The organism is Acinetobacter sp. Ac8 (genome assembly GCF_055392545.1).
Window position 1 is genome coordinate 1,990,068 of sequence record NZ_AP043689.1, and the last position, 26,038, is coordinate 2,016,105.

A 26,038-nucleotide genomic window follows, 5' to 3' on the forward strand; every position below is an offset into this window, starting at 1 on the left:
CGCTGTATATTTATTGGATTAATTTGAGGTTTATTGCGTGCGTTTTATTGCCATTTTCGAGGAAAAATTTATAAGGGGAATAAAGCAAAAGCCTTATTCCTGACGCCAAGGTAAATTGTGGAAACGCCATCCATTAAAAGAACCACGATGATCATTTTCATCAAGGTCGCCTTCAAAGCCTTGTTCGATATTGTAAATATTTTCAAAACCTGCATTAAAAGCTACATTTGCAGCAGCAGCGGAACGTTTACCACTACGGCAAAGCAGTAGAATGATTTTGTCTTTTCCAATTTTAGTTTCAAGTTCTTTGGCAAAGCGTGGATTGCGGTTCAGCGCAGTTCCTGTTGCCCAAGGGATATGCACGGTATCTTCTACATAGCCGACAAATTTACGTTCTTCGTTGGTGCGTACGTCGACAATCACCACATGTCCTGCTTTAAACAAAGCCCATGCTTCATGAGGCAAAATCGTTCCCGTAAATTCTAGATAATGATCTTCAACACGTTGTTTTGCTTGTTCAAAGATATTTTCAATTTGAGCCGTTGTTAATTCGGTAAAGTGTTGTTGATTTAAACTTGTCATTTCATTTGCCTTTTTTGAGACTTAAATCACGTCTAAGTCATCATGTATCAGATGTATTGATAACAACTATAATGATTTTATATATTCAATAAATTAATAAAAATTGAATTGCTTATTCTTATTTTGAAATAAGGTTTAAATGATTTTTAAAGATATCTTTATACGAAGAATGTTTATCTACAAGATTGCTAATAAAATAGTATCAAGGGTCTGCTAGCATTTCATATTATAGTTTGCGTTGTAGGTTAAAATTGAGCATGAGCGTATATGTCGTAACGCATGGGATAAGGAGAATAGCCAGCTTATTTCTGCGTTTTATAATGTAGGCTGAGATAATTTTAACGATAACCCAGAGTAAGAACAAAGCACTGCTTTGTTTGCAGTCTAAAGTGTAGTTGAGGGACTAGAGTGTTTTTTGCCGCTACTTCGTTACGAACTACTAGTTTAGATGACTAAATTTCGTATTTCGTGCCTCGGATCGCCTAAAAAACACTCGTCGTCGCAAACATAAACGAATTGCCAACAGACCCTGTTCATTCAAAGTGAATAATAAAATTTCATGTTAAGCGCATGGATTGTGAAAAGTCATTTCAGTAGGTAAATATATGACCCAATGGAATATCCCCAATATTGTGGATGAGCTACAACAAGCTCGAAATGAATGGCGTACTCAACGTAAAAGCTTAAAAGACTTTGGCGGTAGGGAATTACCTTCAAAAGATGAAATTAAGAAAATCATGAATGATCTGTGTGGCATCTTGTTCCCCATGCGACTGGGGCCACCTGACCTACGTCAACAAAGTGAAAATTTTTATATTGCACATGCACTTGAGAAAACTTTGCATTCATTATTGGAGCAAGTCAAACTTAATCTAACTTATGATTATAAATATAAAAAGCATAACGAAAATGCCGATGTGATTGAGGTATTGGCACAAAGTATCGTCAGTGAGTTTGCACAAAAATTACCAGATCTACGCCGTATTTTAGATACAGATGTGATTGCGGCCTATGATGGTGATCCAGCTGCACGAAGTGTTGATGAGGTTTTATTGTGTTATCCGGGTATTTTGGCAATTATTTACCACCGAATTGCACATGAGTTTTATAAAAAAGACTTGTCACTGTTGGCACGTTTAATTGCTGAGATTGCACATTCAAAAACTGGCATTGATATACACCCAGGCGCACAAGTCGATCAAGGTTTCTTTATTGATCATGGTACAGGTGTGGTGATTGGTGAAACCTGTATTATTGGTAAAAATGTGCGGATTTACCAAGCCGTAACGCTTGGTGCTAAACGTTTTGAAATTGATGATTCTGGGCGTTTACAGAAAGAATATGCACGTCACCCAATCGTAGAAGACAATGTGGTGATCTATGCAGGTGCAACTATTCTTGGGCGTATTACTATTGGTCAAGGCGCTGTAATCGGTGGAAATGTATGGATTACCCAAAGTGTTGCAGCAAATAGTGCAGTTTCTCAAAGTTCTGCAACCAAGTCAGAAGTGTAAATGCATTGAAAGCTTAATAGGTTGCGTAGCTTAAAATTTTTATGCGGTTAAAATGCTTCATTCAGAAAGTGGAATGATGTAGTAAGTTTGATCAACCGAGATGATCAGTTTATTTCTAATTTGATATATCCAAGCAGTGTCAATGGGCAGCTTAAATTGTTTATTTTGCCCATGTTGTTTGATTTCAAATACATCATAGCCAATCGGTGTAAACCAGAATATATAATGATTTCCTGAACCTTGAACGTCATCAATACTTTGATATTTTAGATATTTGGCATTTACAGTGGATAACTCTACTGGCTTTTTGCATTCAGGCAGTCTTATTTCATCTGCTAACTGTGGCAGAAATTTGGAAAAATCACGACTATAGAGATAACTTTGTGGTGTTTTTAAGAGCTGTGTTTCGTGATCAAGAATTAAATAGCATTCTGCTTGGTGCTGTTGTAGATAAAGCTTTAACTGTTGAATGAGCTTTAAATTAAATGGTTCGGCAGGTTGAACACGATAATCATCTGGTGAAAAATCACGTTTTGGTTGTTCAGGCTTGTCTCTAAAAATATCTTTGAAATTTTCGATTACAGATTGCTGCTGTTGTTTATGTTCTTTTTGAGCTTCTGCGGCTGCTTTGGCCGAAATATATTGAGGATCAAAATAAACCGTTGTGCCATATTCTAAGACTTTCTTTTGATATGTTTTTTCTTGCACCATTTGCTCTAAAATTGTCTGAGCAAATGCAGTATAGGAAAATGAAGTCATGGCCGTTGAATTTTGTGTCTGTGCATTGAACAAATAAGCTTGCATTGGATCATTCACACCAGATTGAAATGTTTTTATAGTGATGAGAAAGTGATTGTGATTTAAGGCGACAATTTGATCGATCAATTGATTTGTTTGTGCAGCAATGAAATGAGGCTGAATCTGTTGATCATGATTTAGATCGTAAGTACATATTTTAAAATTCTTTACAGGATTTTGTTTTATATGACTTTCAGGGCAATTGTAGACAATAAAATTTTCATTGATGGCTTTTCTATTCATATCATCAGAGGTTTTAAACCATGTGAATTCTATGCCTGATATATTCGGTGTTAATTGCTGGATATGTTGGTGCGGAAATTTTTCACTATTTGGCGATTTGTAGCCACAGGCATACAGTGCAGATGCTGCAATTAATACAGATAATGATTTACCGAAAGTCAACATTGTTCTTATACTAAAATCTCTCAATACTCCTTACTCTAAAAGCATATCGTTGAAAATACAAACGCTTAAAAAACTAATCTTCTATATTTTTCCATCATCTTACTTGAAAAATAACGTTTCAGCACAGATATTAATACTGAAATCTATTCCAAGTGTTTTGGTAAGCTTTTGAAAAATATATAAATTAATTCACTATTGCTATTGAAATCGAAAAAAACGTTCCCATTTATTATTCAAGTACAAAATTTGTTGTGAGGAATAACAAGAATGCGATTTGAAAAATTTACGAACCGCCTGCAGCAAGCCTTATCTGATGCACAATCTCAGGCAATGGGTAATGATAATACCGCAATTGAGGGTATTCATATTCTTTCTGTTTTATTGGAAGAACCATCCAATCTTAGCCTGTTGCAACAGTCAGGCGCCAATCTACCTGAGTTAAAAACAAAACTGCAAAAAGCCTTAACAGACGCGCCAAAAATTGGAACACCAACTGGGGATATCAATTTAAATCCTGAAGCTGTGCGTGCGCTTAATTTGGCAGACAGTTTTGCTCAAAAAGCCGGAGATGAATTTTTATCTACGGATTGGGTGATCTTGGCACTTGCTGAAACAGGTGCAACCAAAACATTGTTAACCAGTGTAGGTGTAACAACTGACAAACTACGCAAAGCAATTGAAAATATTCGAGGTGGCGAACAAGTTATGGCAAATAACCATGAAGATCAGCGAGATTCACTCAATAAATATACTGTAGATCTTACGGCACGTGCTGCGGAAGGCAAACTCGACCCTGTAATTGGCCGTGATGAAGAAATTCGTCGTACCATCCAAGTGTTGTCACGTCGAACTAAAAATAATCCTGTATTGATTGGTGAACCGGGTGTCGGTAAAACAGCGATTGTGGAAGGTTTGGCACAGCGTATTATCAATGGTGAAGTGCCTGAAGGCTTAAAGGGTAAACGTGTTTTATCGTTAGACTTAGGCTCGTTGTTGGCTGGTGCAAAATACCGTGGTGAGTTTGAAGAACGTTTAAAAGCAGTACTCAAAGATTTAGCTAAATTTGATGGCGAAATCATCCTGTTTATTGATGAGCTACATACGCTTGTTGGTGCGGGTAAAGGTGATGGCGCAATGGATGCAGGTAATATGTTAAAACCTGCATTGGCACGTGGTGAATTACGTTGTGTGGGTGCAACAACACTGGATGAGTATCGCCAATTTATTGAAAAAGATGCAGCTTTGGAACGTCGTTTCCAAAAAGTTCTGGTGGATGAACCAAGTGTTGAAGACACCATTGCAATTTTACGTGGTCTAAAAGACAAATATGCAACGCATCATGGTGTGCAAATTCTCGATTCTGCAATCATTGCAGCCGCGAAAATGTCACATCGCTACATTACAGACCGTCAATTGCCAGATAAGGCGATTGATTTGATTGATGAAGCAGCATCACGTATCAAAATGGAAATTGACTCAAAACCTGAGCCACTTGACCGTTTAGACCGCCGTTTGATCCAGTTAAAAATGCAATTGGAAGCGGTGAAAAAAGATGCAGATTCAGTCAGTAAAGCTGAAGTTGAGCATTTGGAAAAACAAATTGCAGATGTTGAAAAAGAATATAGTGATTTGGAAGAAATTTGGATTGCAGAAAAGCGTCTAGTCGATGGTACAAATCAGGCGCAAATCGAACTTGATAAAGCACGTACTGCATTTGAAAAAGCACAACGTGAAGGTGATTTGGCAGAAGCAAGTCGTTTGCAATATGGGGTGATTCCAGAGTTGCAAAAACGCTTAAATGAAGAAGAGGTTGCGGAAGTCAATGAAGAACCAAAACTGATTCGTACCAAAGTGACTGAAAATGAAATTGCAGAAGTGGTCAGTGCTGCAACCGGTATTCCTGTGTCAAAAATGCTACAAGGTGAGCGTGAGAAATTACTCCATATGGAAGATTTCTTACACAACCGTGTGGTGGGACAGGATGAAGCTGTAGTAGCTGTTTCAAATGCAGTTCGCCGTTCACGTGCGGGCTTATCTGATCCAAATCGTCCAAGTGGTTCGTTCTTATTCCTTGGACCAACAGGGGTGGGTAAAACTGAGTTAACCAAGGCTTTAGGTAACTTCTTATTTGACAGTGATGATGCGATTATTCGTATAGATATGTCAGAGTTTATGGAAAAGCATTCGGTGAGTCGCTTGGTGGGTGCGCCTCCAGGTTATGTGGGTTATGAAGAAGGTGGTGTTTTAACTGAAGCAGTACGCCGCAAACCGTACAGTGTGGTGTTATTTGATGAAGTTGAAAAAGCCCATCCAGATGTATTCAACATCTTATTACAAGTGTTGGATGATGGTCGATTAACAGACTCACAAGGCCGTGTGATTGACTTTAAAAATACCGTGATTGTGATGACATCGAACTTAGGTTCAAGTGATGTACGTGAACTCGGTGAAGGTGCCAGTGATGAAGATGTTCGTTTAACGGTGATGAATGCCGTATCACAACATTTCCGTCCTGAGTTTATTAACCGTATCGATGAATTGGTGGTGTTCCACTCGTTGAAAAAATCACAAATTCGTGGCATTGCGGATATTCAATTGGATCGTTTACGTTCACGTTTATCTGAACGAGACATTGGATTGAAAGTCGATGATCAGGCCTTTGATATTCTGATTGATGCTGGTTTTGATCCTGTATATGGTGCGCGTCCACTTAAACGTGCAATTCAACAACAGGTTGAAAATCCATTGGCTCAGCAAATCCTTGCTGGTCAATTTACAGCAGGTGATACCATCTTAATCAGTGCTGAAAATGGTCAACTTGATTTTGGTAAATTAAAATTAAGTTAATTTATCTAGCAGTATAACCGAAGCCAACTACCGTAAGGTGGTTGGCTTTTTTATTGGATACGCATTTATATTCTTGCGTGTTACAGATTCCGATCAGTAGGACTTTCGCGTTCTACATAAGTGTAAGCATTGGTGCAAGGGGAAGTAATATTGATGGATAGCACTTGTGAAGGGGAAATGAGGTTGATTGAGCAGCAGAATGCCACATTAAGACTTTCGCATAATAGGGAAAACACTACACATCATAGAATTGATGCAAAGGTTTAGTGCCTGTTTAATTCCCCCAATCAAGCATCCAGAGCTATTAGGGATGCATAGATTTATAAACCATCCCAAACCAGCAATCGGCATAGCCTTGGCTCTTCATCATATTATTTTAATCATCAGATATTTATGCGTGTTTATTTAGGTTTTACCTATTATCGGGTTTTTCATGAATTTATTGAAAAAACGGTCAAAAATTGATAGTTTTTCAATGAGGAATAATAAGAAAGGAAAAGTTGATCATGATGATCAAAGATAAGGACAAATCTGATTATTTAAAAATACTCGGTTTTCTCTTGATGGCATTTAGTTCGATAGAGGCATTGGCAGATAAATTAGATGATCAAGATCTTGCAGAGCAATCTGTAGGTGTGGTTAAACTGTCACCCATTATTATTAAAGCTGTCAAGGAAAATGCACAACAACCTGTCGAAGAGCAAAATAACCTGCATAAACAAGTTGCTCAGGAAAGGTCAGACGATGCTAAAAAAGATGAAATTTATTCTACCGTGTTAACTGATTTCGAGTGGCAGAAAAAAGACCCAGATCCAAATCAACCTGGGGATAAATATTTAAAGCCACTTGAAAAATATAGAATAATTGAGGTTGGCTATAATCCATATCAACGCCATGATGTGCGAATAACAACCCAAGATCGCGTTACACTTTATATAGGACATGAAATTGACCCCGTGGCTTATAAATAAGCCCGAGGTCTAGTATGATTAAACAGGGAAGTGTTTAATTTTCCATGCTCTATGGATTTTTTGATTACGTTTGAAATCTAAGCCAATCGTTTCATTGGTGATCTCTTGTACATCAAACATTGCATCGATTTCTTCATCCATCTCAAAACCACGGTAGTTATTTGAGAAATACAACGTTCCCTCTGTGGTTAGACGGTTCATTGCACGCTTAAGTAAAGAAATATGGTCACGTTGCACGTCAAAAGTACCATAGAATTTCTTTGAGTTTGAGAAGGTTGGTGGGTCAATAAAAATCATGTCATATTGTTCATGACCTTCTTTTAACCATTCAAAACAATCACTTGAGAAGAATTGATGCTGTTCATCAGGATGATCAACCGTTAAGCCATTCAATACAAAGTTTTCTTTAGACCAATTTAGATAAGTATTGGATAAGTCAACACTTGTCGTACTTGCAGCACCACCTAAAGCAGCGTGTAGACTTGCTGTAGAGGTATAACTATACAGGTTCAGGAAATGTTTTCCTTTAGCTTCAGCTGCAATGCGTAGACGCATTTGACGGTGATCTAGGAATAATCCAGTATCCAAATAATCAGTCAAGTTGATTAAAATTTTGGCTTTACCTTCTTGTACGATAAAACGTTTAGATGCAGTACTTTGTTTTGCGTACTGGGTTTTACCTTCTTGACGGGCACGAGTTTTGATAAAGATCGCATCACGACCTAGACCTGTTACTGCACGGATTGAAGCCAAAGCAAGGTTAAAACGTTTTTTGGCTTTTTCTGGGTCAATGGTTTTTGGTGGTGCATATTCTTGAACATGTAAACGATCACCATACAAATCTACAGCGACATTAAAGTCTGGTAAATCTGCATCATAGAGACGTAAACAATAAATATCTTCTTTTACAGCCCATTTTTTCAAAGCTTGCATATTTTTTTGCAAACGATTGGTAAAGTCTTCTGCACCTTCAATTTTTTCAAATTGTTGAGGTTGCCAATCTGCAAGGAAAGGTTTAACCACAGCTGCTGGCTTAATATCACCAAAACGAATATAAATTGGCAATTTACCATTCATTAAACGTAAGATTTGTGGATTGTTAAATGCCAATACATCAGCTTGTTCAACAGCCGCTGCGATAACGGCAGCATGCTGATTCGGGAAATTCTTTTGTAGAAGTGCTGACAGACCCAGATATAAAGCTCGGTTAGAGGCTTTTTCCCCTAAACGCTCACCATAAGGTGGGTTGGTGACAATAAATGAAGTTTTGCCTTCTGCTTGGAAATCAGGCCAATCTGCTAAAGTACGCTCTTCAATTTGAATTTGATCCAGTTGTTGCTCAAATCCAGCAGCAATAATATTTTGTTTGGTTGCTTTTACTGCTTCCCAATCTGCATCATAGGCATAGAATTTAGGTAAAGGTTGTTCTAGGGCAACTTTATGACGTTCAGCTGCTTCAGCTTTAATCGACATCCATAACTCATGATCATGTCCATTCCAGCCATTAAAGCCGAAACGGCGCACTAAACCAGGTGCACGATCAGTTAGGATCATCAATGATTCAATAATAAAGGTTCCTGAACCACACATTGGGTCAAGAATAATTTCTGGATTGCGTTGTTTAAGCTGTGCTTTTTGTAGGATAGCGGCTGCTAGGTTTTCTTTTATTGGGGCATCTGTCATAAAACGACGATAGCCACGCTTATGTAAAGAATCCCCAGATAAATCTAAACAATAGGTGTGTTCAGTTTTTCCAGCAAGCACATACAGGGTAATTTCAGGCTGTTTAATGTCGATACTTGGACGTTTACCTACAGCTTCCATGAAAGAATCAACCACACCATCTTTAACACGTAAAGTCGCAAACTGTGTGTTGACTTTAATATCACGTTCTACGTGAAGACGAATTGCGAAAGTACTTTGTGGTGCAAAAATAAGTGACCAATCAAAATTGATCGCACCTTCATAAAGTTCTTCTGCAACGTCACGTGCGTCATGGGTAAATTCAAGTTCATGAACATGAATCGGTGTTAGTACACGAGAAGCCAAACGTGACCACATACAAACACGGTATGCATCTTCGAGTTTGCCTTTAAAGATCAAACGTCCAGGAAATTTTTCAATATCTTGAATCCCTAAACCTTGAATTTCTTCTTGCAGTAAGGTTTCTAGTCCATCTGCACAGGTAACCCAATATGTAGAAAGACGTGGTTTCGAATTCATGAATATTTCCAAAGACATTAAAAAAGCAATCGCGTATTTTAGCGTATTTTGATGACGAAAACTTATAGAATGGCCTTTTAAGTCCGAAATTTTATAAAAAGTACCAAATTCAGTTAAAAATTTGGGTTTATTGCTTGAAATATATTCAAATATCAATATGTAGATAAGATCAAACAACGAATTTAAAAAATGCTCAGTCTTATTGTTCCAATGTTTATTTTTTCGCTGTCTATGTCGATTTCACCCGGACCTGTGAATTTGACCATTTTAACCAGCAGTATGAATTATGGTGTAAAAGCAACTTTTGCATTTATTTCAGGGGCGACCATTGGTTTTACCTTGTTATTGGCATCAGTCTGTTTTGGTTTGTATCAAATGATTGTGATCTATCCTGTACTTCTTGATGTGATCACGATCTTGGGTACAGTTTTATTGTTGTGGATTGGGCTCAATATTCTACGTGCAAAAGGGACCGTTATCTCAAGTCAACCCCATGATGAAGCAAAAATACCAACCTTTATACAAGGGGCATTGATGCAATGGCTAAATCCTAAAGCATGGATTGCCTCAGTGGCGGGTACAGGGCTATTTTCAACGGGGCATATCCATGCTGTTTTATTGGTTTTTGTAGTGATTTATTTTGTCGTCTGTTATCTATCTTTATTACTGTGGGGGATTGCTGGTGAAAAGTTAGCAAGCTTTTTAAATACAGGAAATCGAGCACGTCTTTTTAATATCGTGATGGGTGTGTTATTAATTTTGATTTCATTGGAAATGTGTTGGCGCTATTTTTATCATTAAAATTTGATTTAAAATTCTTTTATTACTGAAATCATTTAAGACCAAGAAAAATTGGCATGAATTATTGCAATTTAAATAGATGAGTCATCTATGAATAAAACACACATGTAGTTCTTGATTCATGATGATGAACGCAAAGTGCATACGGGGCAATTTCTAGATCTATTTAAAGGTCCTCAATGTGTGGGGCGAGTTCTAGTAGATAGGATATTAAATAGAGAATAATGTGTATGCATTATTAATTCATTTTATGGCGTGATTTTGGTACACAATTTGCTTAATTATCCATCGTATTGGCTCAGAAATTTAATTGAATTTTTAATGAATTAATAAATACGGGGATTTCTATGCAAGATCTTAACAACAGCAGATTTATTGCACATGCAGATGCGTTTTCCATTGGGGCATTAATCTTAACGCGATTAAGACGTGTGACAGGGCGTGTGATTGATGTGATGTATTTAGTGGATAATAAAAGCTATGCACAGTATGTGATTGATATGTCATTGGCGACTCAAGATCCAGAATTAAACCGTCATGCCTTGCGCTTACAGCATTTATTAGAACAGGAACAACCAGCTTCCTCTGTGAATACAGTAACGACAACGCAAGTTGAACAAAGCGAGGAAGCATATGTTTCTGGTGCAACAGAAGAAGAAATTTATCGAGCGCAAGTCTCACATCACTATATTGGTGCATTGAGATAAGTCGGGGCAATAAGCTCTAACTATAGCGTTAGAGCTTAATTGATACAGTGTGATTAAAATTAAAACTCATTTATAGTGTTGTTAAGCTGAGGATAAGCTGTGAGACAATCACTTGAGTTATACGAAATTCAATGCAGAAATTAGCAAATATTTAAAAAACAACCAAATGATTTACGTGGGTACGGCTGATGAGTCGGAACAGCAAACTGAACTGCGATTAAGTCATTATCATCAGGCAAGGGCTGTTGTGTTTAAACTGTGGATTGAACAGAAAAAATATAAAGAATTGATCTCCTGTGCGCACGGGCGTTGGTATCCTTATGAGGATTTTACTCTGCCATTGGCACAATATTTTGCTGCTCAACAGGATTTGCCACATTTAAAATTTCTTTGTGAACACGAGATCCGCTTTCGTTTAGAAGATACCTTAAAGTGCTTAAAACGTGTAAAAGAATATGATGTGACATTAACCAATATACAAATATCGGAATATCAACTGCATGATTTTGATCCACAAAAGTACCATCCAATAGCAGAATTACTTAAATGGCGTAATCAAGCCTTGCTGCGAATAGATGCTTATATTGAGCTGTTAAAAGATCAATCAGATATTGACTACCTCAATATGATTCAGCAACTTCGAGAAAAATTGATAAACTTAACACTCAAACTTGCAGACTTAAAGCAGATCAAATTTAAAATTTGATCGCTGACTTTTATGACTATTTGTCCAAAACTTCAACTGCCAAAGAAAAAGAAAATCTGTATAATACGTTAACTTAACCTCTAAGGAATCTCTCATGCACTTGGCGGCATTGCATACACCGAGTCAGATTCAACTCAATAATGACGGAAACTTAAAGCATTTCCTGACCATCGAAGGTCTTTCTAAAGCAACCCTCACCAAGATTCTAGATACAGCCCATTCCTTTATAAATGATCAAAATCAACTGATAACGACACCACTTTTAGAAGGTCGTACAGTGATGAACTTATTCTTTGAAAATTCGACACGTACACGAACTACTTTTGAAGCGGCTGCAAAACGCTTATCTGCAAATGTATTGAATATTGATATCGCACGATCAAGTACTTCAAAAGGGGAAACATTGCGCGATACGCTATGGAACCTCGAAGCGATGGCAGCAGATATTTTTGTTGTGCGCCACTCTTCATCAGGCGCAGCACATTTTATTGCTGAAACAGTTTGTCCACACGTTGCAATCATCAATGCTGGAGATGGTCGTCATGCTCATCCCACACAAGCAATGTTAGATATGTTAACCATTCGCCGTGAAACGAAAAAGAATTTTGAAGACATTAGTCTGGCGATTATTGGTGATATTAAGCATTCGCGTGTTGCACGTTCAGATATCGCAGCGTTACAAACTTTAGGTTGTAAAGATATCCGTGTAATTGCACCAAACACTTTGCTTCCGTGTGGTTTTGATGAATATGGTGAAGGCGTTCGCTTGTTCAATAAAATGGATGAAGGCATTAAAGACTGTGACGTCATCATTACTTTACGTATTCAAAATGAACGTATTGATTCACCAGCTTTGTCGTCACAAGCTGAATTTTACAAAATGTATGGTTTAAATAAAGATCGTCTTGCCATGGCTAAACCTGATTGTATTGTTATGCATCCGGGACCGATGAACCGCGGTGTAGAGATTGATTCTAGTATTGCTGATGGTGCACAGTCGGTAATTTTGCATCAAGTGACCAATGGTATTGCGGTGCGAATGGCTGTTTTGGCTTTGGCAATGCAAGGTCAGTTGCAAGAGAAAGGTTTGTTAGAAGCAATTGCGGTTTAAGGTTAAGGATAAAGTCATGAGTAGTGTAAAAATTGAAAATGTACGTGTCTTAGACCCAATTAAAAAAACTGACACTGTACAAACGGTTTATGTTGAACATGGAAAAATAGTCGAATCATCTGCCAATGTCGTAGATACAATAGACGGACAAGGCAAATGGTTGATACCGACCATGGTTGATTTGTGTGCACGATTACGTGAGCCAGGTCAGCAACAGCATGGTACCTTGAAGTCAGAAGGTAAAGCGGCACGTGAAAATGGTATTTTGCATGTATTTACCCCACCTGATTCAAAGCCGATCGTGCAAGACAATGGTGCTTTGATTCATGGACTTGTAGAAAAAGCCATGTTAGATGGTGGTATTCATTTACAAGTGATTGGTGCGCAAACCCAAGGTTTAAATGGTAAACAACCCGCAAATATGGCAGGTTTAAAAAAGGGTGGTTGTACTGCTGTTTCAAACGCCTATGCTACTTTTAAAGATGATGATGTGGTTCTGCGTACTCTGGAATATGCAGCTGGTTTAGACATGACCGTGGTGTTTTATCCAGAAGAGCACCAGATCGCAAAAGATGGTTGTGTACATGAGGGGTTTATTGCCTCACGTCAGGGACTACCGATGATTCCAGCACTGGCTGAAACAGTTGCTATTGCGAAATATCTATTGATGATTGAAGCAACAGGTGTCCAAGCGCACTTTGGTTTGCTTTCAAGTGGTGCATCTGTAGAGTTGATTAAAATTGCAAAAAGCAAAGGTTTGCCTGTGACGGCAGATGTTGCAATGCATCAATTGCATTTAACAGAACATTTGATTGATGGTTTTAATTCTTTGGCACATGTGCGCCCACCATTGCGTGCTGAAAAAGACAAAGAATTACTGCGCCAAGGTGTCAAAGACGGTGTGATTGATGCGATTTGTACCCATCATGAACCTTTGAGTGGTTCTGCGAAATTAGCGCCTTTTGCTGAGACTTTACCCGGTATTAGCGCATTTGATACCTATGTGTCTTTTGGGGTGCAATTGGTTCGTGAAGGTTTGTTTGAACCTTTAGAATGGGTTGAAAAAGTTACGTTTGCTCCTGCAAAAGTGGCCAATATGACGGATCGTTGGGTCAAAGAGTCGGGTTGGGCTTTGGTTGATCCAGATCTAGAATGGGTTGTTAACAATGACAGTATTTTATCTCATGGAAAAAATACGCCATTAATCAATCAAAAAATGGTCGGTAAAGTACTGCAAACGTTTACTGCCTAAGCTGTAAAATTTACATAAGCGCAAAAATTGAAACAAAAAGCCAGCATAAGCTGGCTTTTCAAATAGATATTGAACACGCTGTGCTACAAAAAGCTATTATAACTATTAGAATTTAATCACTAGAATAAAAAATGATCAATAAAATGATTTTTAATGTGACAAATACAACAATGAAATCGGAGTGTCCAAAATTATGAATATTATTGAGCTTCTAAAAGAACGGGTGACCACAAAAGTTTTACAGGGTGATCTTCAGTTTCAAGATGAAAAAATCGGTGCTTTAAGTGCCTTTTATCCCATTCTCCTCTCTGTTTTAAAATCAAAACCAGAACTTATTAATACACTTCAACAAAATCTAAATCCTCGCTTAGGCGATATTTTCAGTCATCAACCAGAAACAGTCACAGATTTTTTAGGACTGGTTGCGGGCAATGCACCAACCCAAGAAATTGAAACCACATTAAACCACTCTATTGCTCCAACTTTATCATTGCTTGCAGATCAAGCAGGTTCAGATGATAAGCATGAAATTTTTGATTTTATCAAAGCGCAATGGAACAATATTCAAGATGCTTTGCCAGCTTGGGCAACAGGATTATTTGCTACATTGGGTTTAAGTGTAGGTGGTCTTGGTTTCGCAGCCACAACGCAAGCTGCACCCGTGGCTGAGGCAGTTATCCCGCCTGTAGAACCTGTGGCACCGATACCTGTACAAAGTGTATCTCCAACACCAGTACCCCTTGATACGTCTACAATCACAACAAATTCGATCCAAGATGAACCTAAAAAATCCAATTGGTTATTGCCAATTATTGCTTTGTTGGTGATTGCTGGATTGGCCGCATTGTTATTTAAACAGTGCAGTAGCAAGCCACCTGTAGGGGGTGATCCAGTAAGCAGTGGAGCTTCACAAGCTGTTGCTGATGTGCAAGCCGCTGAACTGCAAATTTCAACAGATGCTGAAGGTAAATTAGCAAGTTGTCAGGCACAATCGAGCAGTCAATCTTTATTGGACAGTTTAAAAACCAGTATTGCCTCTGTGTTTGGTCAAACCGATCATTGTCAACTTACAGCCAGCAGTGCTTATGCCGCTGATTTGCCAGATCAAAATGCTGTAGATCAGGTGTTGGCTAAAATTAAAGGTATTCCAAACATTTCATTGGCTTGGATCGGTGATCAACTTACCATTCAAACAGCAGATTTAGCGCAAGCACAAAAATTGGCAGATGAGTTAAAAGCTATTGCTCCTAATCTACATATTTCTGTAGAGCAAACAGCCGATGCAAATGCAGCTGCAACAAGCAGTGCTGCAAATGTAGATACAAGTAACTCACAAGCAGACCAAGCACTGTCAAGCATTCAGGCAGATAAAGCCAATGTAAATGATATTGCAGCTGCATTGAATTTACAGGTAATTAATTTTGCGACAGGTTCTTCAGGTATTCCAGAAGCCAATAAAGCGATTTTGGATAAGGCAGCGAATTTGTTAAAACAACTACCAGATGCAAAACTCGTGGTTAAAGGCTATACCGATAATGTTGGGAATGCGGATTCAAACAAAAAATTATCTGAAAAACGTGCAAAATCGGTTGTTGCATATTTGGTTGAAAAGGGCGTACATACCTCACAGTTAACTGCTGAAGGACATGGTCAAGACAATCCAATTGCAGATAATTCAACCAAAGAAGGGCAATTTAAAAACCGCCGTATCGAGTTTGAAGTACTTGGTGCAACGACGCCATAATCTTTTTGAGCGGTATGTTCGGTGTTAAAACAGGCATAAATTGTATAAAAAGCTTCTGAATATCCAGAAGCTTTTTATTTTTTACTCGAAAATTCTTCAATTATTTGGTTAAATGAGCCACATAAAAATATGATCGGATAAACAATGAATAAATCATTAAACCCATTATTTATGATTGCTGCGATTTCTAGTACCTTGATGCTGTCAGGCTGTGATTACTTCAAAAAGAAAAAAGATGAAGGTAATGCTGAACTTGCAGAGTGGAGTTGTACCAATCAAGATAATATCAATCAAATTCAAAAATATTTGAAAGATGAGTATTTGCGTGAAGTCGCAGACAATATTAAAAATTCTGGTTATGAAGCTGACCAAGCACTACTTCAGAAAATTAACAATGCTTTAAAGTTTGAAGTGAAGAATGTTCGTACGATCACTGAAGACTCGTCTAAAACCAATCAACTGGAATGTGAAAGTCAGTTAGTGGTTCAATTCCCGAAAGGCTTACAACAGCGTGCTGAAAATTCATATGCAGAATTTGGGCAAGATTGTGAGGAGGGATGTGAAGGTGATGGCTATCGCAGCATACGTGAGTATATCGAAGCTGGTGAATCTAAATTGGTACTAGCCAATGATCAGCTAAAAGGCAAGTTTAACTATAATGTTGTGAAAACAGATAAAGATGGTTTAACCCTTGATGTGCTTAATCAGGATGCAGTTATTCAAGGGGTAACTTTTGTTACGGTAAAAGCGGTGCAATACGCAGCCTATATGAAAGAAAATAAAGATATGCGTGAACGCGAGCAGGTCAACCAAATTGAAAATGCAGAGCAAACAGCGCTTGCACAAAAAGCCATGGATATCCGTAAAAAAGAGCTAGATGAAGAAAAGCTCAAACAAGTTGATCGTTTAAACCAGACTTGGGACAGTTTGAGTGATGAACAAAAAGCACAATTTAAGCAAGATCAAACAGAATGGTTTGAAAAACGTGATGTTGATTGTAAAGTCATTTCACAGAAAAGTTTTGGTGATATTCCAGACAGTGAAATTGAAACCTATCAGCAACAACGTCAATATTGGGATGATGCGATGTCTCAACAAAATAAAGAGATGCAATATACCAAGTGTTTTAATAAACGTACCGCTGAGCGAATTATTTACTTAAACAATGCCTTAAATTGATGTAGTCATCAAAATAATCTGAGAGGGATGAATTGATTCATCCCTTTTTTATTGGCATGCTGTACATATATTTAAAGTTTTAGATGTTGATATGCGTATTAGTATTGTTGGTTCAGGTCGGGTTGCTACACATTTTGCAAAAGCATTGTCAAAACAACATCATATTGTTCAGATTTATAGTCGTGATTTAAACAATGCACAATGCTTAGCCCAGCAGGTGAATGCTCAGGCAATTGATGCTGTGCATTGTATAGAACCTGAAATTGATTTATTGATTATTGCGGTAAGTGACCAAGCCATTGCTCAAGTCATCCAAACGATTCATTCACAACTTTCGGATGTTTTGATTGTTCATACTTCTGGCAGTACCAATCTCAATATATTGACTGAACACCATGTAAAATCTGGGGTTTTTTATCCCTTACAAACTTTTAGCTTTGAACGTGAAGTGGATTGGCAGAATACCCCATTGTTTATTGAAACGGCTTTGCAAGATGATTTGTCTACTTTAATGACGCTAGCAAATAGTCTAAGTAATCAGGTTTATCCATATAATTCAGCGCAGCGGCTGAGCTTACATTTAGCAGGGGTATTTGCCTGTAATTTTACCAATTATTGTTATGACATGGCTAAACAAGTGGTCGATGCACAGCAGGTCGATTTTAATTTACTGTATCCATTAATTTTGGAAACAGCAAAAAAAGCCACTCAAAATGATCCTGAAACAATGCAGACGGGTCCTGCAAGACGTGGAGATGTGAATATTTTAGATATGCATCAACACATGTTACAGGATATGGGGCGGGAAGATCTTAAAGATGCCTATACACTTTTAAGCCAACAGATACAGAAAAAACACTCACTTGATTAAGTGAGTGTTTTATCAATCGTATCTTTTTAAATCAATTGAGATCTAGTTTAAAGCAGCGTGATCTGCACCGATTGTGACAATAACACCAATACAAAACAGGCTACAGTAGATAAAAAACCAGATGATCATGCGTTTAAAGGCTTTGTCTGAAATCGAGCTATCAGCATATTGTGGTTTTTTAGGGCTTTTGTCATCATTCATCGCAAAATCTCTTTCTGCTTAATATAGGTTCATTATGGATAGAAATGTGTTCACACTGTAGATACAAAAAATTAGAAAAAAACTATAACAGATAAGTAAGCAATGATGAATCTGTTATAAAAATTCAGCTTATGTCGTCACTGATTTACCAATAATATAAATCAATTGGTTTAATGCATTTTGAATCTTTTCATTCATTTCAAATGAACAATTCATCCGAATAAAGTGATTTTGTTGATTGCTAATATTAAATAAGCTGCTCGGTGCGACACTAACACCGTGTTCTAACATGTGCTGATAGATCTCATTACTATCGACTTGTTCAGGCAATTCAATCCATAAAAAGTACCCTGAAGGATAATAATTAACATGACATTGTTCAGGTAAATGGGTTTTTAAATAATTAAAATATTGTTTTTTATAGCGTTGCAAGGTAGATCGTAAAGTTTTTAAATGTTTTTCATAATGACGATGAGAAAGATATTCAACCAAGGCATTTTGGATAAATGAGTTGACTGAAAGGGTGCTCATAAGTTGAGTGTGCTGAATATGTTCAGAGAATTTACCTGCATAGACCCAACCGATACGAAAACCTGCACCTAATGTTTTTGAAAAAGAAGAACAATGTAGTACCCAATTTTGTTGATCAAAATACTTCATCGAGAGGGGTTTTTTCTGATCATAGTAAAGTTCTTCATAGACATCATCTTCAATCAAATAAATCTGATATTGGTTGAGTAACTTCGCCAATTTTAATTTAATTTCATCACTCACAGTAAAGCCAATTGGATTCTGACCGTTTAACATTATCAAACATACTTTAATTGGATATTTTAAAATTGCCTGTTCGAATGCGTCTAAATCAATGCCATGTTCAGGATGTTCTGGGATGGTAATTACTTTTAATCCAAGTCGTTCAGCCGCTTGCCATGCCCCATAAAAAATCGTCTGCTGTAATAAAATATAGTCCCCAGCTTGTGTAAGTGCTTGCAATGAAAGATTTAATGCATCTAAACCTCCAGACGTAATCACAATATCAGATGGATCCGTGGGGATGCCTTGCATAGCATATTTTTGAGCAATAATTTTTCTCAGTTGATAATTTCCGGGTGGTAGACTGGGTGTTTGTTCATAGCTACGCCGTTGTCGAGCAAGTTGTCCGAGTGTTTGTATCAGTTTAGCGGAGTAGAGCAACTGGCTATTGGGAAAGGCAGAACCTAAAGGGATAATGTGTTCAGACTGGGTTGATTTTAAATATTTGAAAACAACGGAGTTAATTTCAACTGTTTCATTAATCACATGTAATGTAGTGGGGTGATCTGAGCTTTGTTCTACAACAAAATACCCTGACTTTTCTTTTGAATAAATCAGGCCTTGCGCTTCGAGCTCTTGATAAGCATTCATCACCGTAATCAGACTTAAACCTGACTGTTCAACCTGTTGACGTAGTGAGGGTAACTTTTCATGTGCTTTCCACGTCCCATTTTCAATCAATAATTTTAGGCTATGGGCCAGTTGTTCAGATTTATACATAGGTCAATGCAAGTGGGTATTTAAAATAACTATAACAGAAGCAATCAGCACAGCTCTATCTGTTATATATTTTTTCTAAAATTTTGTGGCTATATTTCTTTTTGATTTCTTTCCAAAATAGTCGCACGCGATGCAGTATAGAATGAGGCAGGGATATGTTTGTGACGACTCAGTTGAATGTGCTCACACAAGTTTTATGTGAGCATGGTTGCTCTGAAAATGTGATAGAGCAACTCAATCAAAGATTTGTAAACTTAGAAGCAACATTGTTGCGTGCCAAAGTCTTGCGTGAATTTTCAAAAAAGAAAAGTACAGCGATTATCCAATCTGCAATTACTTCAAATCATTTGAGTTTGGCTTATTTGTTTTCACCGTTTATTTTGGCGAATTTAAATCAAACAGTGCTTTACTCAACGCTTCTGACTGCACAAGTTCAAGATATTTTAAAACCTTACTATCAGGTTGAAAAAACCATGAACTTGACCAAGGATGATGTCGTTCTAGAAAGTTTAAACTTATTTTTAGATCTACAAGATCAAACATGGGATGCGCAGGAGTTCGTATATTTTCAGTTATTCAAAGCACTGACTCAGGCAGAAGTTGATCGTATCTTTTTAATTACAGATCAACCGATCAATCCAGATTATTTGTTTGAAATAGAATGTTTTTTTAAGGTTCGAATTTTCTTGGTAAATCCCAAAAATGATCAAGATGGTATAAATCTGCAATTAGATCATCATGATCATAAATTAAACATGCAGAAGCTTTTGTTTAAATATAAAGATGATTTTCATGTGGTTTTATGTCGTAAATTTTCAGAAATGAATGCTAAAATTTTAAATTTATCAGGTCTTTATGATCTAGCCCAAGCGCAAAACCTAGTCGAAGATATGTTTTATTCTGAGCATATTTATGAAAAACTATCGGTTTATGCTGAATATATGCAGACCCGATTACAGAACAATGTGTTTAGTCCAAAATTCAAATCTGTGTCAAGTTTGCAAGCTTAGATGCTGAGTATTTGCATACACAACGCTTTATTGAAGTGCTTTATGTATTGTATAAAGATACAACATGAGCCGTGAATACTTAGTTCTTAGGTAAAAGTCTGGTCTAAAGCTTTATATATTAGCGATCAGATAAATGTTTTTTGAGATGATCTAAAAAGAGCTTCACTTTTTTAGGAATCTTTTGTTGAGAAGGCGTGATTGCATAAAAATAAAGTTGCTTTGAATGATAATCCTCTAAACAACGCATAATTTTCCCGGCATCTTGATCTTTTTTGGCTAAAAAATCGGGTAAAAATATAATGCCTTGATCTTGTTTACAAAAATCTAAAAGGAAATCGCCACTGTTGCATGTCAATTTTGGCGTACAGTAAATAGTTTCTTCTTTTTTATTCTTACTCAGCACAATTTTAGTGCTTGAATCCGTTTGTGAATACAACAATAGACTGTGCTGTTTTAACTCATCGATTGTATTGGGTACGCCAAATTTTTCAAAGTAAGCTGTAGTTGCATAAAAATGTCGATGATAGGTACTAAACAGGTGGGCATTACGCTGATCAATATCTTGACTGATTCTGAGCACAATATCATATTGATCTTCACTGATATTTAAGAACTTATCTGAAAGAAACAAGTCTATTTTGATGTTGGGATACTGTGTCATAAATTTAGAAATGATCTCGGTAAGATGCGCATGTCTAAATGAATGAGGTGCATTGATTCTAAGTTTACCCTCGGGATATTTCTGGTCATGGGTAAAGTCACTGGTTGCCCATTCAAACTCACTCATAATGACTTTAGAGTGTTGATAAAATTTTTCACCTGAATGAGTTAAATCCATTTTGCGAGTATTGCGGATGAACAGGACTGTATTAAAAATAGTTTCCAGATGACAAATTCTTTTCGCAACTTGATCTCTGGTAATGCCTAAGTGACGTGATGCGCTGCTGAAATTTCCATATTCAACGACACTAATAAACGTATTGATACAGTCTAATTTATCCATTTAATTTTAAAGTACTCTTCACTTGAATGATTAAAGTAACGCATCATTCTATAGTGATCAATCATTGTATCTTTTTAGGATACAGTTTGTATTTAAAATAGTGTCTAGTGGTTTACGTGTATTTTTGCTTTTATATAAATTCCTTTATAAATGTGTTGCGAATCAAAATGAATAAAGCATTTTTAGAACAACTTACACCTCAAAACTGTCAAATCATCTTTATTGATCAACAACCACAAATGGCTTTTGGCGTACAGTCAATTGATCGTCAAACTTTAAAAAATAATGTGGTGGGATTGGCTAAAGCTGCTCAGGTTTTTAATATTCCAACCACTATTACAACAGTAGAAACAGAAAGTTTTTCGGGACACACTTTTCCAGAATTATTAAATGTGTTCCCTGAAGCACCTTTGCTCGAAAGAACCTCTATGAACTCATGGGATGACCAAAAGGTTCGTGATGCATTGGCAGCCAATCATCGTAAAAAAATTATCGTATCGGGTTTATGGACTGAAGTTTGCAATATTACATTCGCTTTTGGCGCGATGCTGGAAGGTGATTATGAAATTTATATGGTTGCCGATGCTTCAGGTGGAACTTCAAAAGAAGCACATGATTATGCGATGCAACGGATGATTCAAGCAGGCGTGGTTCCTGTAACCTGGCAACAAGTTTTACTTGAGTGGCAACGTGATTGGGCACATCGTGAAACTTATGATGCAGTGATGGACATTGTGCGTGAACATTCGGGTGCATACGGTATGGGCGTAGATTATGCATATACCATGGTACATAAAGCGCCAGAAAGAACCACAACGCAGCATGAAGTTATTGCACCTGTGTCAGCAAAATAAACCTTATGGATATAAATATTCATCTACATGGAGATGATCATGACAGATGTACAGTTAATTCTTAAGAACGGCAAAATTACCACGCTTGACCCGAAACAACCTGAAGTAGATGCAATTGCGATCGCTGATGGAAAAGTGTTTGCCACGGGTGATGAAAATAGCATCATGAAGTTGGCCAACGACTTGACAAAAGTGATTGATTTAAATGGTCGTCGCGTTATTCCCGGTTTAAATGACAGCCATCTCCATATTATCCGTGGCGGGCTTAACTATAATATGGAGTTGCGTTGGGAAGGGGTACCGACTGTTAAAGATGCTTTAAACTTACTCAAAGAGCAGGCAGAAAATACGCCAGCGCCACAGTGGGTCCGTGTTGTCGGTGGGTGGACTGAATTCCAATTTGCAGAAAAGCGTTTACCAACTTTAGCTGAAATCAATAAAGCTGCGCCTGATACCCCAGTTTTTATTCTGCATCTATATGCAAGCGCAATGCTGAACAGAGCAGCATTAGATGTCTTAGGTTTTAATAAAGATACTCCTGATCCACCTGGGGGCAGAATAGAACGCAATGAAAAAGGCGATCCAACAGGTTTATTATTGGCAACGCCTTCTGCTGCAATTCTGTATTCAACACTAGGTAAAGCACCCAAATTACCTGTCGAAGATCAAGTGAATTCTACCCGACATTTTATGCGTGAGTTAAATCGACTCGGTGTCACTTCTGCGATTGATGCCGGAGGAGGCGGGCAAAACTATCCAGATGATTATGCAGTGATCAATCAATTGCATGAAAAAGATCAAATGACCGTTCGTATTGCTTATAACCTCTTTGCACAAAAAGCCGGTGAAGAGTTAGAAGATTATCAACGATGGACAGAAATGACGTTTCCCGGTGATGGCGATGCATTATTGATGATGAATGGTGCGGGGGAAAACCTGACTTGGTCAGCTGGTGATTTTGAGGATTTTTATGAACCTCGGCCAGATCTTCCAGAAAAAATGGAAACCGAATTAGAAGCCATTGTTGAACATTTGTCTGATAAGAAATGGCCGTTTCGAATTCACGCCACCTATGATGAAAGCATTAGTCGATTGCTCAATGTTTTTGAACGAGTCAATGGTAAAAAGCCATTTGAAACCCGTTTTATTATTGACCATGCAGAGACGGTTTCAGAAAAAAACATAGAACGGATCGGTGCACTTGGGGGGGGAATTGCCATTCAACACCGTATGGCATATCAAGGCGAAATCTTTGTTCAGCGTTATGGTGCCGATGCAGCCAAAGACACGCCTCCGGTAAAAAAAATGCTTGAGCTGGGTGTGCCAGTGGGTGCTGGAACAGATGCGACGCGTGTTGCATCATATAATCCTTGGGTCTGTTTGGCATGGTTAACCACAGGTAAAACTGTGGGTGGCTTTGCTTTATATGATGAGAAAGACTTACTTGATCGTCAGACAGCGCTAAGACTATGGACCAAAGGATCGGCTTGGTTTTCAGGCGAGCAAAGTAATAAAGGCGCTTTAGTCGCAGGTGAACATGCGGACCTTGTTGTACTTTCAGATGACTATCTCACTGTTGAGGGCGATGAAATTCAATTTATTGAATCAGTCATGACGGTGATGGACGGTAAAGTGGTTTATGCGGGTGCCGAATTTAAGCAACAAGATCCACCGATTCCACCCGCATCGCCTGATTGGTCACCAGTCAAGCGATTTGGCGGGCAGTGGCGCTACTCTGAAAATCGTAATGCGCCTTCCTTACAACCCTTACAAAAAAATTCAGCAGTGTGTGCATGTTCTAGCAGCTGTGGCATGCATGGACATTCGCATGCATGGATGCTTGATGTTCCTATCAATGATCAGGATAAAAAATCATTTTGGGGCGCACTAGGCTGCTCTTGTTTTGCTTTTTAAAACCAACCTAAAAAATTCCATCTGAAACTAGGTGGAATTTTATTGGGGAGAAATTTATGAAAATCTATCTGATCTCTTTGGCTGTTGGGTTGTTGGTTGGCGTGTTGTATTACCTATTAAATGTGAAATCTCCAGCACCACCTTTTGTGGCCCTATGCGGTTTATTGGGGATGATTATTGGCGAACAACTCATGCCAATGATTAAAAACTTATTATCCTAACGATAGGGTGAAGTAATAACAGGAGAAAGGGGCAAACGATGCAATTTAGACTAAGTAAGTTATTGAGCTTCAATGCAGGCTATGTCGATACTGCAAGCTTTCTCGCATTGCATGGCTTATTTTCTGCCCATGTGACAGGTAATTTTGTAACATTAGGCGCGGCTTTAGTCTCCGAGAGCCAAACAGGTGCTTGGGCCAAATTGGCAGCATTACCGATGTTCTGTATTACAGTCTTATCAGTCAAATTGTTGGATCAAAAGTTTATCCGCCATCAAAACAGTTCATATGCGTTTTTTCTCAAGCTGATGTTTTTGCTTCTTAGTATTGTCGCCGTATGCTCCTATTTTTATTTACCCTTTCCTAAATACGATACCGTCATGAGTTTCTCTGTCGGTATGTTATTGGTGGCGGCTATGGCGATTCAAAATGCGATGCATCGTATCCATTGGACGAAAGAATCACCAACAACTGTGATGACGGGTGCTACAACACAATTGATGTTAAATATTGCTGAGCTTTTTTCTAAACCTTCTCAGGAAAAAAGACTGCAAATTCGACAGAGTATTGTTGCAATTTTCCCAACCATGTTGAGTTTTGCACTGGGGTGCGCAGTTGCTGCAATCGTATATAAATTTGCATTGCTATGGTTATTTTTGCTTCCCCCAGTTTTGTTACTGATGATTTACATCAATCGGGACAACTATAAAAAAGCTTAGGTTTTGACAGATCCTAATTCTAATTAATTATTGAATGACGAGTAGAACATGGAAAATATACAAACGACGCCACCGAGTGGGTTTTGGAAAACATGTCGAGATCCTTTGTTATTGACAATTGTGGGTGGCGCAATTGATACCATTGGCTTTATCGCACTGTTTGGTTTTTTTACTGCACATGTCACAGGAAACTTAGTCTTAGCCGGTGCTGCTTGGGTCAAAGGTGGGCCAGGGATTTGGATTAAGCTTGGGGCAATTCCCTTATTTATTCTGACTGTTGCCATCACCAAATATTGGATTGATCGTAGCGTACAAAAACATACCACTTTAAGTTATTTATTTTTGGGGGAAGCAATTTTTTTGCTTGGGTTTATGCTTGCGGGTTTATATTTTGAACCATTTAAAGATGCCAATAGTGTCACCGTCGCAATTACCGGTGGTTTAGGGCTGATCGCTTTAGCTATTCGTAACACTTCAAGTAAAACCTTAATTAAACATATTAGTCCGAGCACCATGATGACGGGAAATACAACACAGTTAGGTATAGATATTTCTAATTATTTAAGAGATCGGAACGATAGCAATATGCAAAAGCTACAGCATAGTTTCAGCATTGTGGTGGGGTTTGTGATTGGCGCATTTTTAGGTGCTTTTTTATATGTGTATCTAGATTTCTGGAGTGTCGCTTTCTTTGTCGCACCCGTGTTGTATCTGTCTTATCTCGCAGCTCAGCAAAGATTTGTCCAACCAAGCTAGTGGCTTAATGATGAATAAACCTCAATGAGTAATCATGCTTGATGGCGTTTTTGTCATGATTATGGTGATCACGTAGGCGCTTAAAAATTCCTTCAAATATCTATTGGAATAATCAT

General features: G+C 37.8%; 23 protein-coding genes. 17 read left to right on the forward strand and 6 right to left on the reverse strand.

The annotated features are described in order from the left end of the window. Positions 1-93: 93 nt before the first annotated feature. Complete coding sequence (locus ACZ5QH_RS09280; RefSeq protein WP_004820984.1) at positions 94-582, reverse strand: rhodanese-like domain-containing protein; 489 nt, start codon at positions 580-582, stop codon at positions 94-96. 605 nt (positions 583-1,187) lie between these two features. On the opposite strand from ACZ5QH_RS09280, the gene epsC reads away from it, so the two are divergent. After that, entirely contained in the window at positions 1,188-2,096 is a 909-nt protein-coding gene (gene epsC, locus ACZ5QH_RS09285) for a serine O-acetyltransferase EpsC (protein ID WP_004820985.1), read from the forward strand. Between the two features lie 57 nt (positions 2,097-2,153). Here the strand turns inward: epsC and ACZ5QH_RS09290 are convergent, their stop codons facing one another. After that, on the reverse strand, positions 2,154-3,302 hold the full coding sequence (locus tag ACZ5QH_RS09290; RefSeq protein ID WP_303577060.1) for a hypothetical protein: 1,149 nt from the start codon (positions 3,300-3,302) through the stop codon (positions 2,154-2,156). Positions 3,303-3,569: 267 nt separating this feature from the next. Between ACZ5QH_RS09290 and clpB the strand changes: the two genes are divergently transcribed. Together clpB and ACZ5QH_RS09300 are read left to right on the forward strand one after the other, a co-directional pair. Beyond that, positions 3,570-6,149, forward strand: a complete 2,580-nt coding sequence (gene clpB / locus ACZ5QH_RS09295; RefSeq protein WP_004820987.1) for an ATP-dependent chaperone ClpB — start codon at positions 3,570-3,572, stop codon at positions 6,147-6,149. Between the two features lie 506 nt (positions 6,150-6,655). Next, positions 6,656-7,120: a hypothetical protein gene (locus ACZ5QH_RS09300; RefSeq protein ID WP_224965343.1), complete on the forward strand. Its 465-nt coding sequence runs from the start codon at positions 6,656-6,658 to the stop codon at positions 7,118-7,120. A gap of 18 nt (positions 7,121-7,138) precedes the next feature. Here ACZ5QH_RS09300 and rlmKL read toward each other — a convergent pair whose 3' ends face one another. Then, positions 7,139-9,343: a bifunctional 23S rRNA (guanine(2069)-N(7))-methyltransferase RlmK/23S rRNA (guanine(2445)-N(2))-methyltransferase RlmL gene (rlmKL, locus tag ACZ5QH_RS09305; RefSeq protein ID WP_004721106.1), complete on the reverse strand. Its 2,205-nt coding sequence runs from the start codon at positions 9,341-9,343 to the stop codon at positions 7,139-7,141. 189 nt (positions 9,344-9,532) lie between these two features. Between rlmKL and ACZ5QH_RS09310 the strand changes: the two genes are divergently transcribed. The 8 genes from ACZ5QH_RS09310 (at position 9,533) to ACZ5QH_RS09345 (ending at position 17,714) form a co-directional block, all read left to right on the forward strand. Beyond that, a complete protein-coding gene (locus ACZ5QH_RS09310) occupies positions 9,533-10,144 on the forward strand; it encodes a LysE family translocator (RefSeq protein WP_303577061.1) in 612 nt (203 codons plus the stop codon). A gap of 347 nt (positions 10,145-10,491) precedes the next feature. After that, positions 10,492-10,851, forward strand: a complete 360-nt coding sequence (locus ACZ5QH_RS09315) for a hypothetical protein (RefSeq protein WP_004820990.1) — start codon at positions 10,492-10,494, stop codon at positions 10,849-10,851. Positions 10,852-10,963: 112 nt separating this feature from the next. After that, complete coding sequence (locus ACZ5QH_RS09320) at positions 10,964-11,557, forward strand: hypothetical protein (protein ID WP_303577062.1); 594 nt, start codon at positions 10,964-10,966, stop codon at positions 11,555-11,557. A 94-nt stretch (positions 11,558-11,651) separates the two neighbouring features. Next, a complete protein-coding gene (locus tag ACZ5QH_RS09325; protein ID WP_004721095.1) occupies positions 11,652-12,668 on the forward strand; it encodes an aspartate carbamoyltransferase catalytic subunit in 1,017 nt (338 codons plus the stop codon). Positions 12,669-12,684: 16 nt separating this feature from the next. Then, a complete protein-coding gene (locus tag ACZ5QH_RS09330) occupies positions 12,685-13,920 on the forward strand; it encodes a dihydroorotase (protein WP_303577063.1) in 1,236 nt (411 codons plus the stop codon). A gap of 193 nt (positions 13,921-14,113) precedes the next feature. Next, positions 14,114-15,664 carry an OmpA family protein gene (locus ACZ5QH_RS09335; protein WP_464016796.1) on the forward strand — a complete coding sequence of 517 codons (1,551 nt, stop codon included), beginning with the start codon at positions 14,114-14,116 and terminating at the stop codon, positions 15,662-15,664. A 144-nt stretch (positions 15,665-15,808) separates the two neighbouring features. Then, positions 15,809-16,843 (forward strand): hypothetical protein, encoded by a 1,035-nt coding sequence (locus ACZ5QH_RS09340; protein ID WP_004820998.1) that lies wholly within the window; start codon positions 15,809-15,811, stop codon positions 16,841-16,843. 91 nt (positions 16,844-16,934) lie between these two features. Beyond that, entirely contained in the window at positions 16,935-17,714 is a 780-nt protein-coding gene (locus tag ACZ5QH_RS09345) for a Rossmann-like and DUF2520 domain-containing protein (RefSeq protein ID WP_303577065.1), read from the forward strand. A gap of 42 nt (positions 17,715-17,756) precedes the next feature. On the opposite strand, the gene ACZ5QH_RS09350 is transcribed toward ACZ5QH_RS09345, so the two are convergent. Both ACZ5QH_RS09350 and ACZ5QH_RS09355 read right to left on the reverse strand, forming a co-directional pair. Continuing rightward, on the reverse strand, positions 17,757-17,915 hold the full coding sequence (locus tag ACZ5QH_RS09350; protein WP_004721086.1) for a hypothetical protein: 159 nt from the start codon (positions 17,913-17,915) through the stop codon (positions 17,757-17,759). 129 nt (positions 17,916-18,044) lie between these two features. Further along, positions 18,045-19,448: an aminotransferase-like domain-containing protein gene (locus ACZ5QH_RS09355; RefSeq protein ID WP_303577066.1), complete on the reverse strand. Its 1,404-nt coding sequence runs from the start codon at positions 19,446-19,448 to the stop codon at positions 18,045-18,047. A 155-nt stretch (positions 19,449-19,603) separates the two neighbouring features. On the opposite strand from ACZ5QH_RS09355, the gene ACZ5QH_RS09360 reads away from it, so the two are divergent. Beyond that, complete coding sequence (locus tag ACZ5QH_RS09360; RefSeq protein WP_034612885.1) at positions 19,604-20,458, forward strand: hypothetical protein; 855 nt, start codon at positions 19,604-19,606, stop codon at positions 20,456-20,458. 118 nt (positions 20,459-20,576) lie between these two features. Here the strand turns inward: ACZ5QH_RS09360 and ACZ5QH_RS09365 are convergent, their stop codons facing one another. Then, a complete protein-coding gene (locus ACZ5QH_RS09365; RefSeq protein WP_034612883.1) occupies positions 20,577-21,461 on the reverse strand; it encodes a LysR family transcriptional regulator in 885 nt (294 codons plus the stop codon). Between the two features lie 167 nt (positions 21,462-21,628). Between ACZ5QH_RS09365 and ACZ5QH_RS09370 the strand changes: the two genes are divergently transcribed. The 5 genes from ACZ5QH_RS09370 to ACZ5QH_RS09390 are packed head-to-tail and all read left to right on the forward strand — an operon-like array spanning position 21,629 to position 25,922. Next, positions 21,629-22,315 carry a hydrolase gene (locus tag ACZ5QH_RS09370; RefSeq protein WP_004821006.1) on the forward strand — a complete coding sequence of 229 codons (687 nt, stop codon included), beginning with the start codon at positions 21,629-21,631 and terminating at the stop codon, positions 22,313-22,315. 39 nt (positions 22,316-22,354) lie between these two features. After that, a complete protein-coding gene (locus ACZ5QH_RS09375) occupies positions 22,355-24,229 on the forward strand; it encodes an amidohydrolase (protein WP_034612928.1) in 1,875 nt (624 codons plus the stop codon). Between the two features lie 56 nt (positions 24,230-24,285). Next, positions 24,286-24,450 carry a DUF1427 family protein gene (locus ACZ5QH_RS09380; protein WP_081407371.1) on the forward strand — a complete coding sequence of 55 codons (165 nt, stop codon included), beginning with the start codon at positions 24,286-24,288 and terminating at the stop codon, positions 24,448-24,450. Between the two features lie 38 nt (positions 24,451-24,488). Then, positions 24,489-25,166 carry a YoaK family protein gene (locus ACZ5QH_RS09385; RefSeq protein ID WP_034612880.1) on the forward strand — a complete coding sequence of 226 codons (678 nt, stop codon included), beginning with the start codon at positions 24,489-24,491 and terminating at the stop codon, positions 25,164-25,166. Between the two features lie 48 nt (positions 25,167-25,214). Further along, a complete protein-coding gene (locus ACZ5QH_RS09390; RefSeq protein WP_275059538.1) occupies positions 25,215-25,922 on the forward strand; it encodes a YoaK family protein in 708 nt (235 codons plus the stop codon). Positions 25,923-26,038: the final 116 nt, after the last annotated feature.

Excerpts from the sequence above, each read along its gene's own strand:
- ACZ5QH_RS09280 (WP_004820984.1), bottom strand. The coding sequence starts at position 582 with ATGACAAGTTTAAATCAACAACACTTTACCGAATTAACAACGGCTCAA.
- epsC (WP_004820985.1), top strand. The coding sequence starts at position 1,188 with ATGACCCAATGGAATATCCCCAATATTGTGGATGAGCTACAACAAGCT.
- ACZ5QH_RS09290 (WP_303577060.1), bottom strand. The coding sequence starts at position 3,302 with ATGTTGACTTTCGGTAAATCATTATCTGTATTAATTGCAGCATCTGCA.
- clpB (WP_004820987.1), top strand. The coding sequence starts at position 3,570 with ATGCGATTTGAAAAATTTACGAACCGCCTGCAGCAAGCCTTATCTGAT.
- ACZ5QH_RS09300 (WP_224965343.1), top strand. The coding sequence starts at position 6,656 with ATGATGATCAAAGATAAGGACAAATCTGATTATTTAAAAATACTCGGT.
- rlmKL (WP_004721106.1), bottom strand. The coding sequence starts at position 9,343 with ATGAATTCGAAACCACGTCTTTCTACATATTGGGTTACCTGTGCAGAT.
- ACZ5QH_RS09310 (WP_303577061.1), top strand. The coding sequence starts at position 9,533 with ATGCTCAGTCTTATTGTTCCAATGTTTATTTTTTCGCTGTCTATGTCG.
- ACZ5QH_RS09315 (WP_004820990.1), top strand. The coding sequence starts at position 10,492 with ATGCAAGATCTTAACAACAGCAGATTTATTGCACATGCAGATGCGTTT.
- ACZ5QH_RS09325 (WP_004721095.1), top strand. The coding sequence starts at position 11,652 with ATGCACTTGGCGGCATTGCATACACCGAGTCAGATTCAACTCAATAAT.
- ACZ5QH_RS09330 (WP_303577063.1), top strand. The coding sequence starts at position 12,685 with ATGAGTAGTGTAAAAATTGAAAATGTACGTGTCTTAGACCCAATTAAA.
- ACZ5QH_RS09335 (WP_464016796.1), top strand. The coding sequence starts at position 14,114 with ATGAATATTATTGAGCTTCTAAAAGAACGGGTGACCACAAAAGTTTTA.
- ACZ5QH_RS09340 (WP_004820998.1), top strand. The coding sequence starts at position 15,809 with ATGAATAAATCATTAAACCCATTATTTATGATTGCTGCGATTTCTAGT.
- ACZ5QH_RS09345 (WP_303577065.1), top strand. The coding sequence starts at position 16,935 with ATGCGTATTAGTATTGTTGGTTCAGGTCGGGTTGCTACACATTTTGCA.
- ACZ5QH_RS09350 (WP_004721086.1), bottom strand. The coding sequence starts at position 17,915 with ATGAATGATGACAAAAGCCCTAAAAAACCACAATATGCTGATAGCTCG.
- ACZ5QH_RS09355 (WP_303577066.1), bottom strand. The coding sequence starts at position 19,448 with ATGTATAAATCTGAACAACTGGCCCATAGCCTAAAATTATTGATTGAA.
- ACZ5QH_RS09360 (WP_034612885.1), top strand. The coding sequence starts at position 19,604 with ATGTTTGTGACGACTCAGTTGAATGTGCTCACACAAGTTTTATGTGAG.
- ACZ5QH_RS09365 (WP_034612883.1), bottom strand. The coding sequence starts at position 21,461 with ATGGATAAATTAGACTGTATCAATACGTTTATTAGTGTCGTTGAATAT.
- ACZ5QH_RS09370 (WP_004821006.1), top strand. The coding sequence starts at position 21,629 with ATGAATAAAGCATTTTTAGAACAACTTACACCTCAAAACTGTCAAATC.
- ACZ5QH_RS09375 (WP_034612928.1), top strand. The coding sequence starts at position 22,355 with ATGACAGATGTACAGTTAATTCTTAAGAACGGCAAAATTACCACGCTT.
- ACZ5QH_RS09380 (WP_081407371.1), top strand. The coding sequence starts at position 24,286 with ATGAAAATCTATCTGATCTCTTTGGCTGTTGGGTTGTTGGTTGGCGTG.
- ACZ5QH_RS09385 (WP_034612880.1), top strand. The coding sequence starts at position 24,489 with ATGCAATTTAGACTAAGTAAGTTATTGAGCTTCAATGCAGGCTATGTC.
- ACZ5QH_RS09390 (WP_275059538.1), top strand. The coding sequence starts at position 25,215 with ATGGAAAATATACAAACGACGCCACCGAGTGGGTTTTGGAAAACATGT.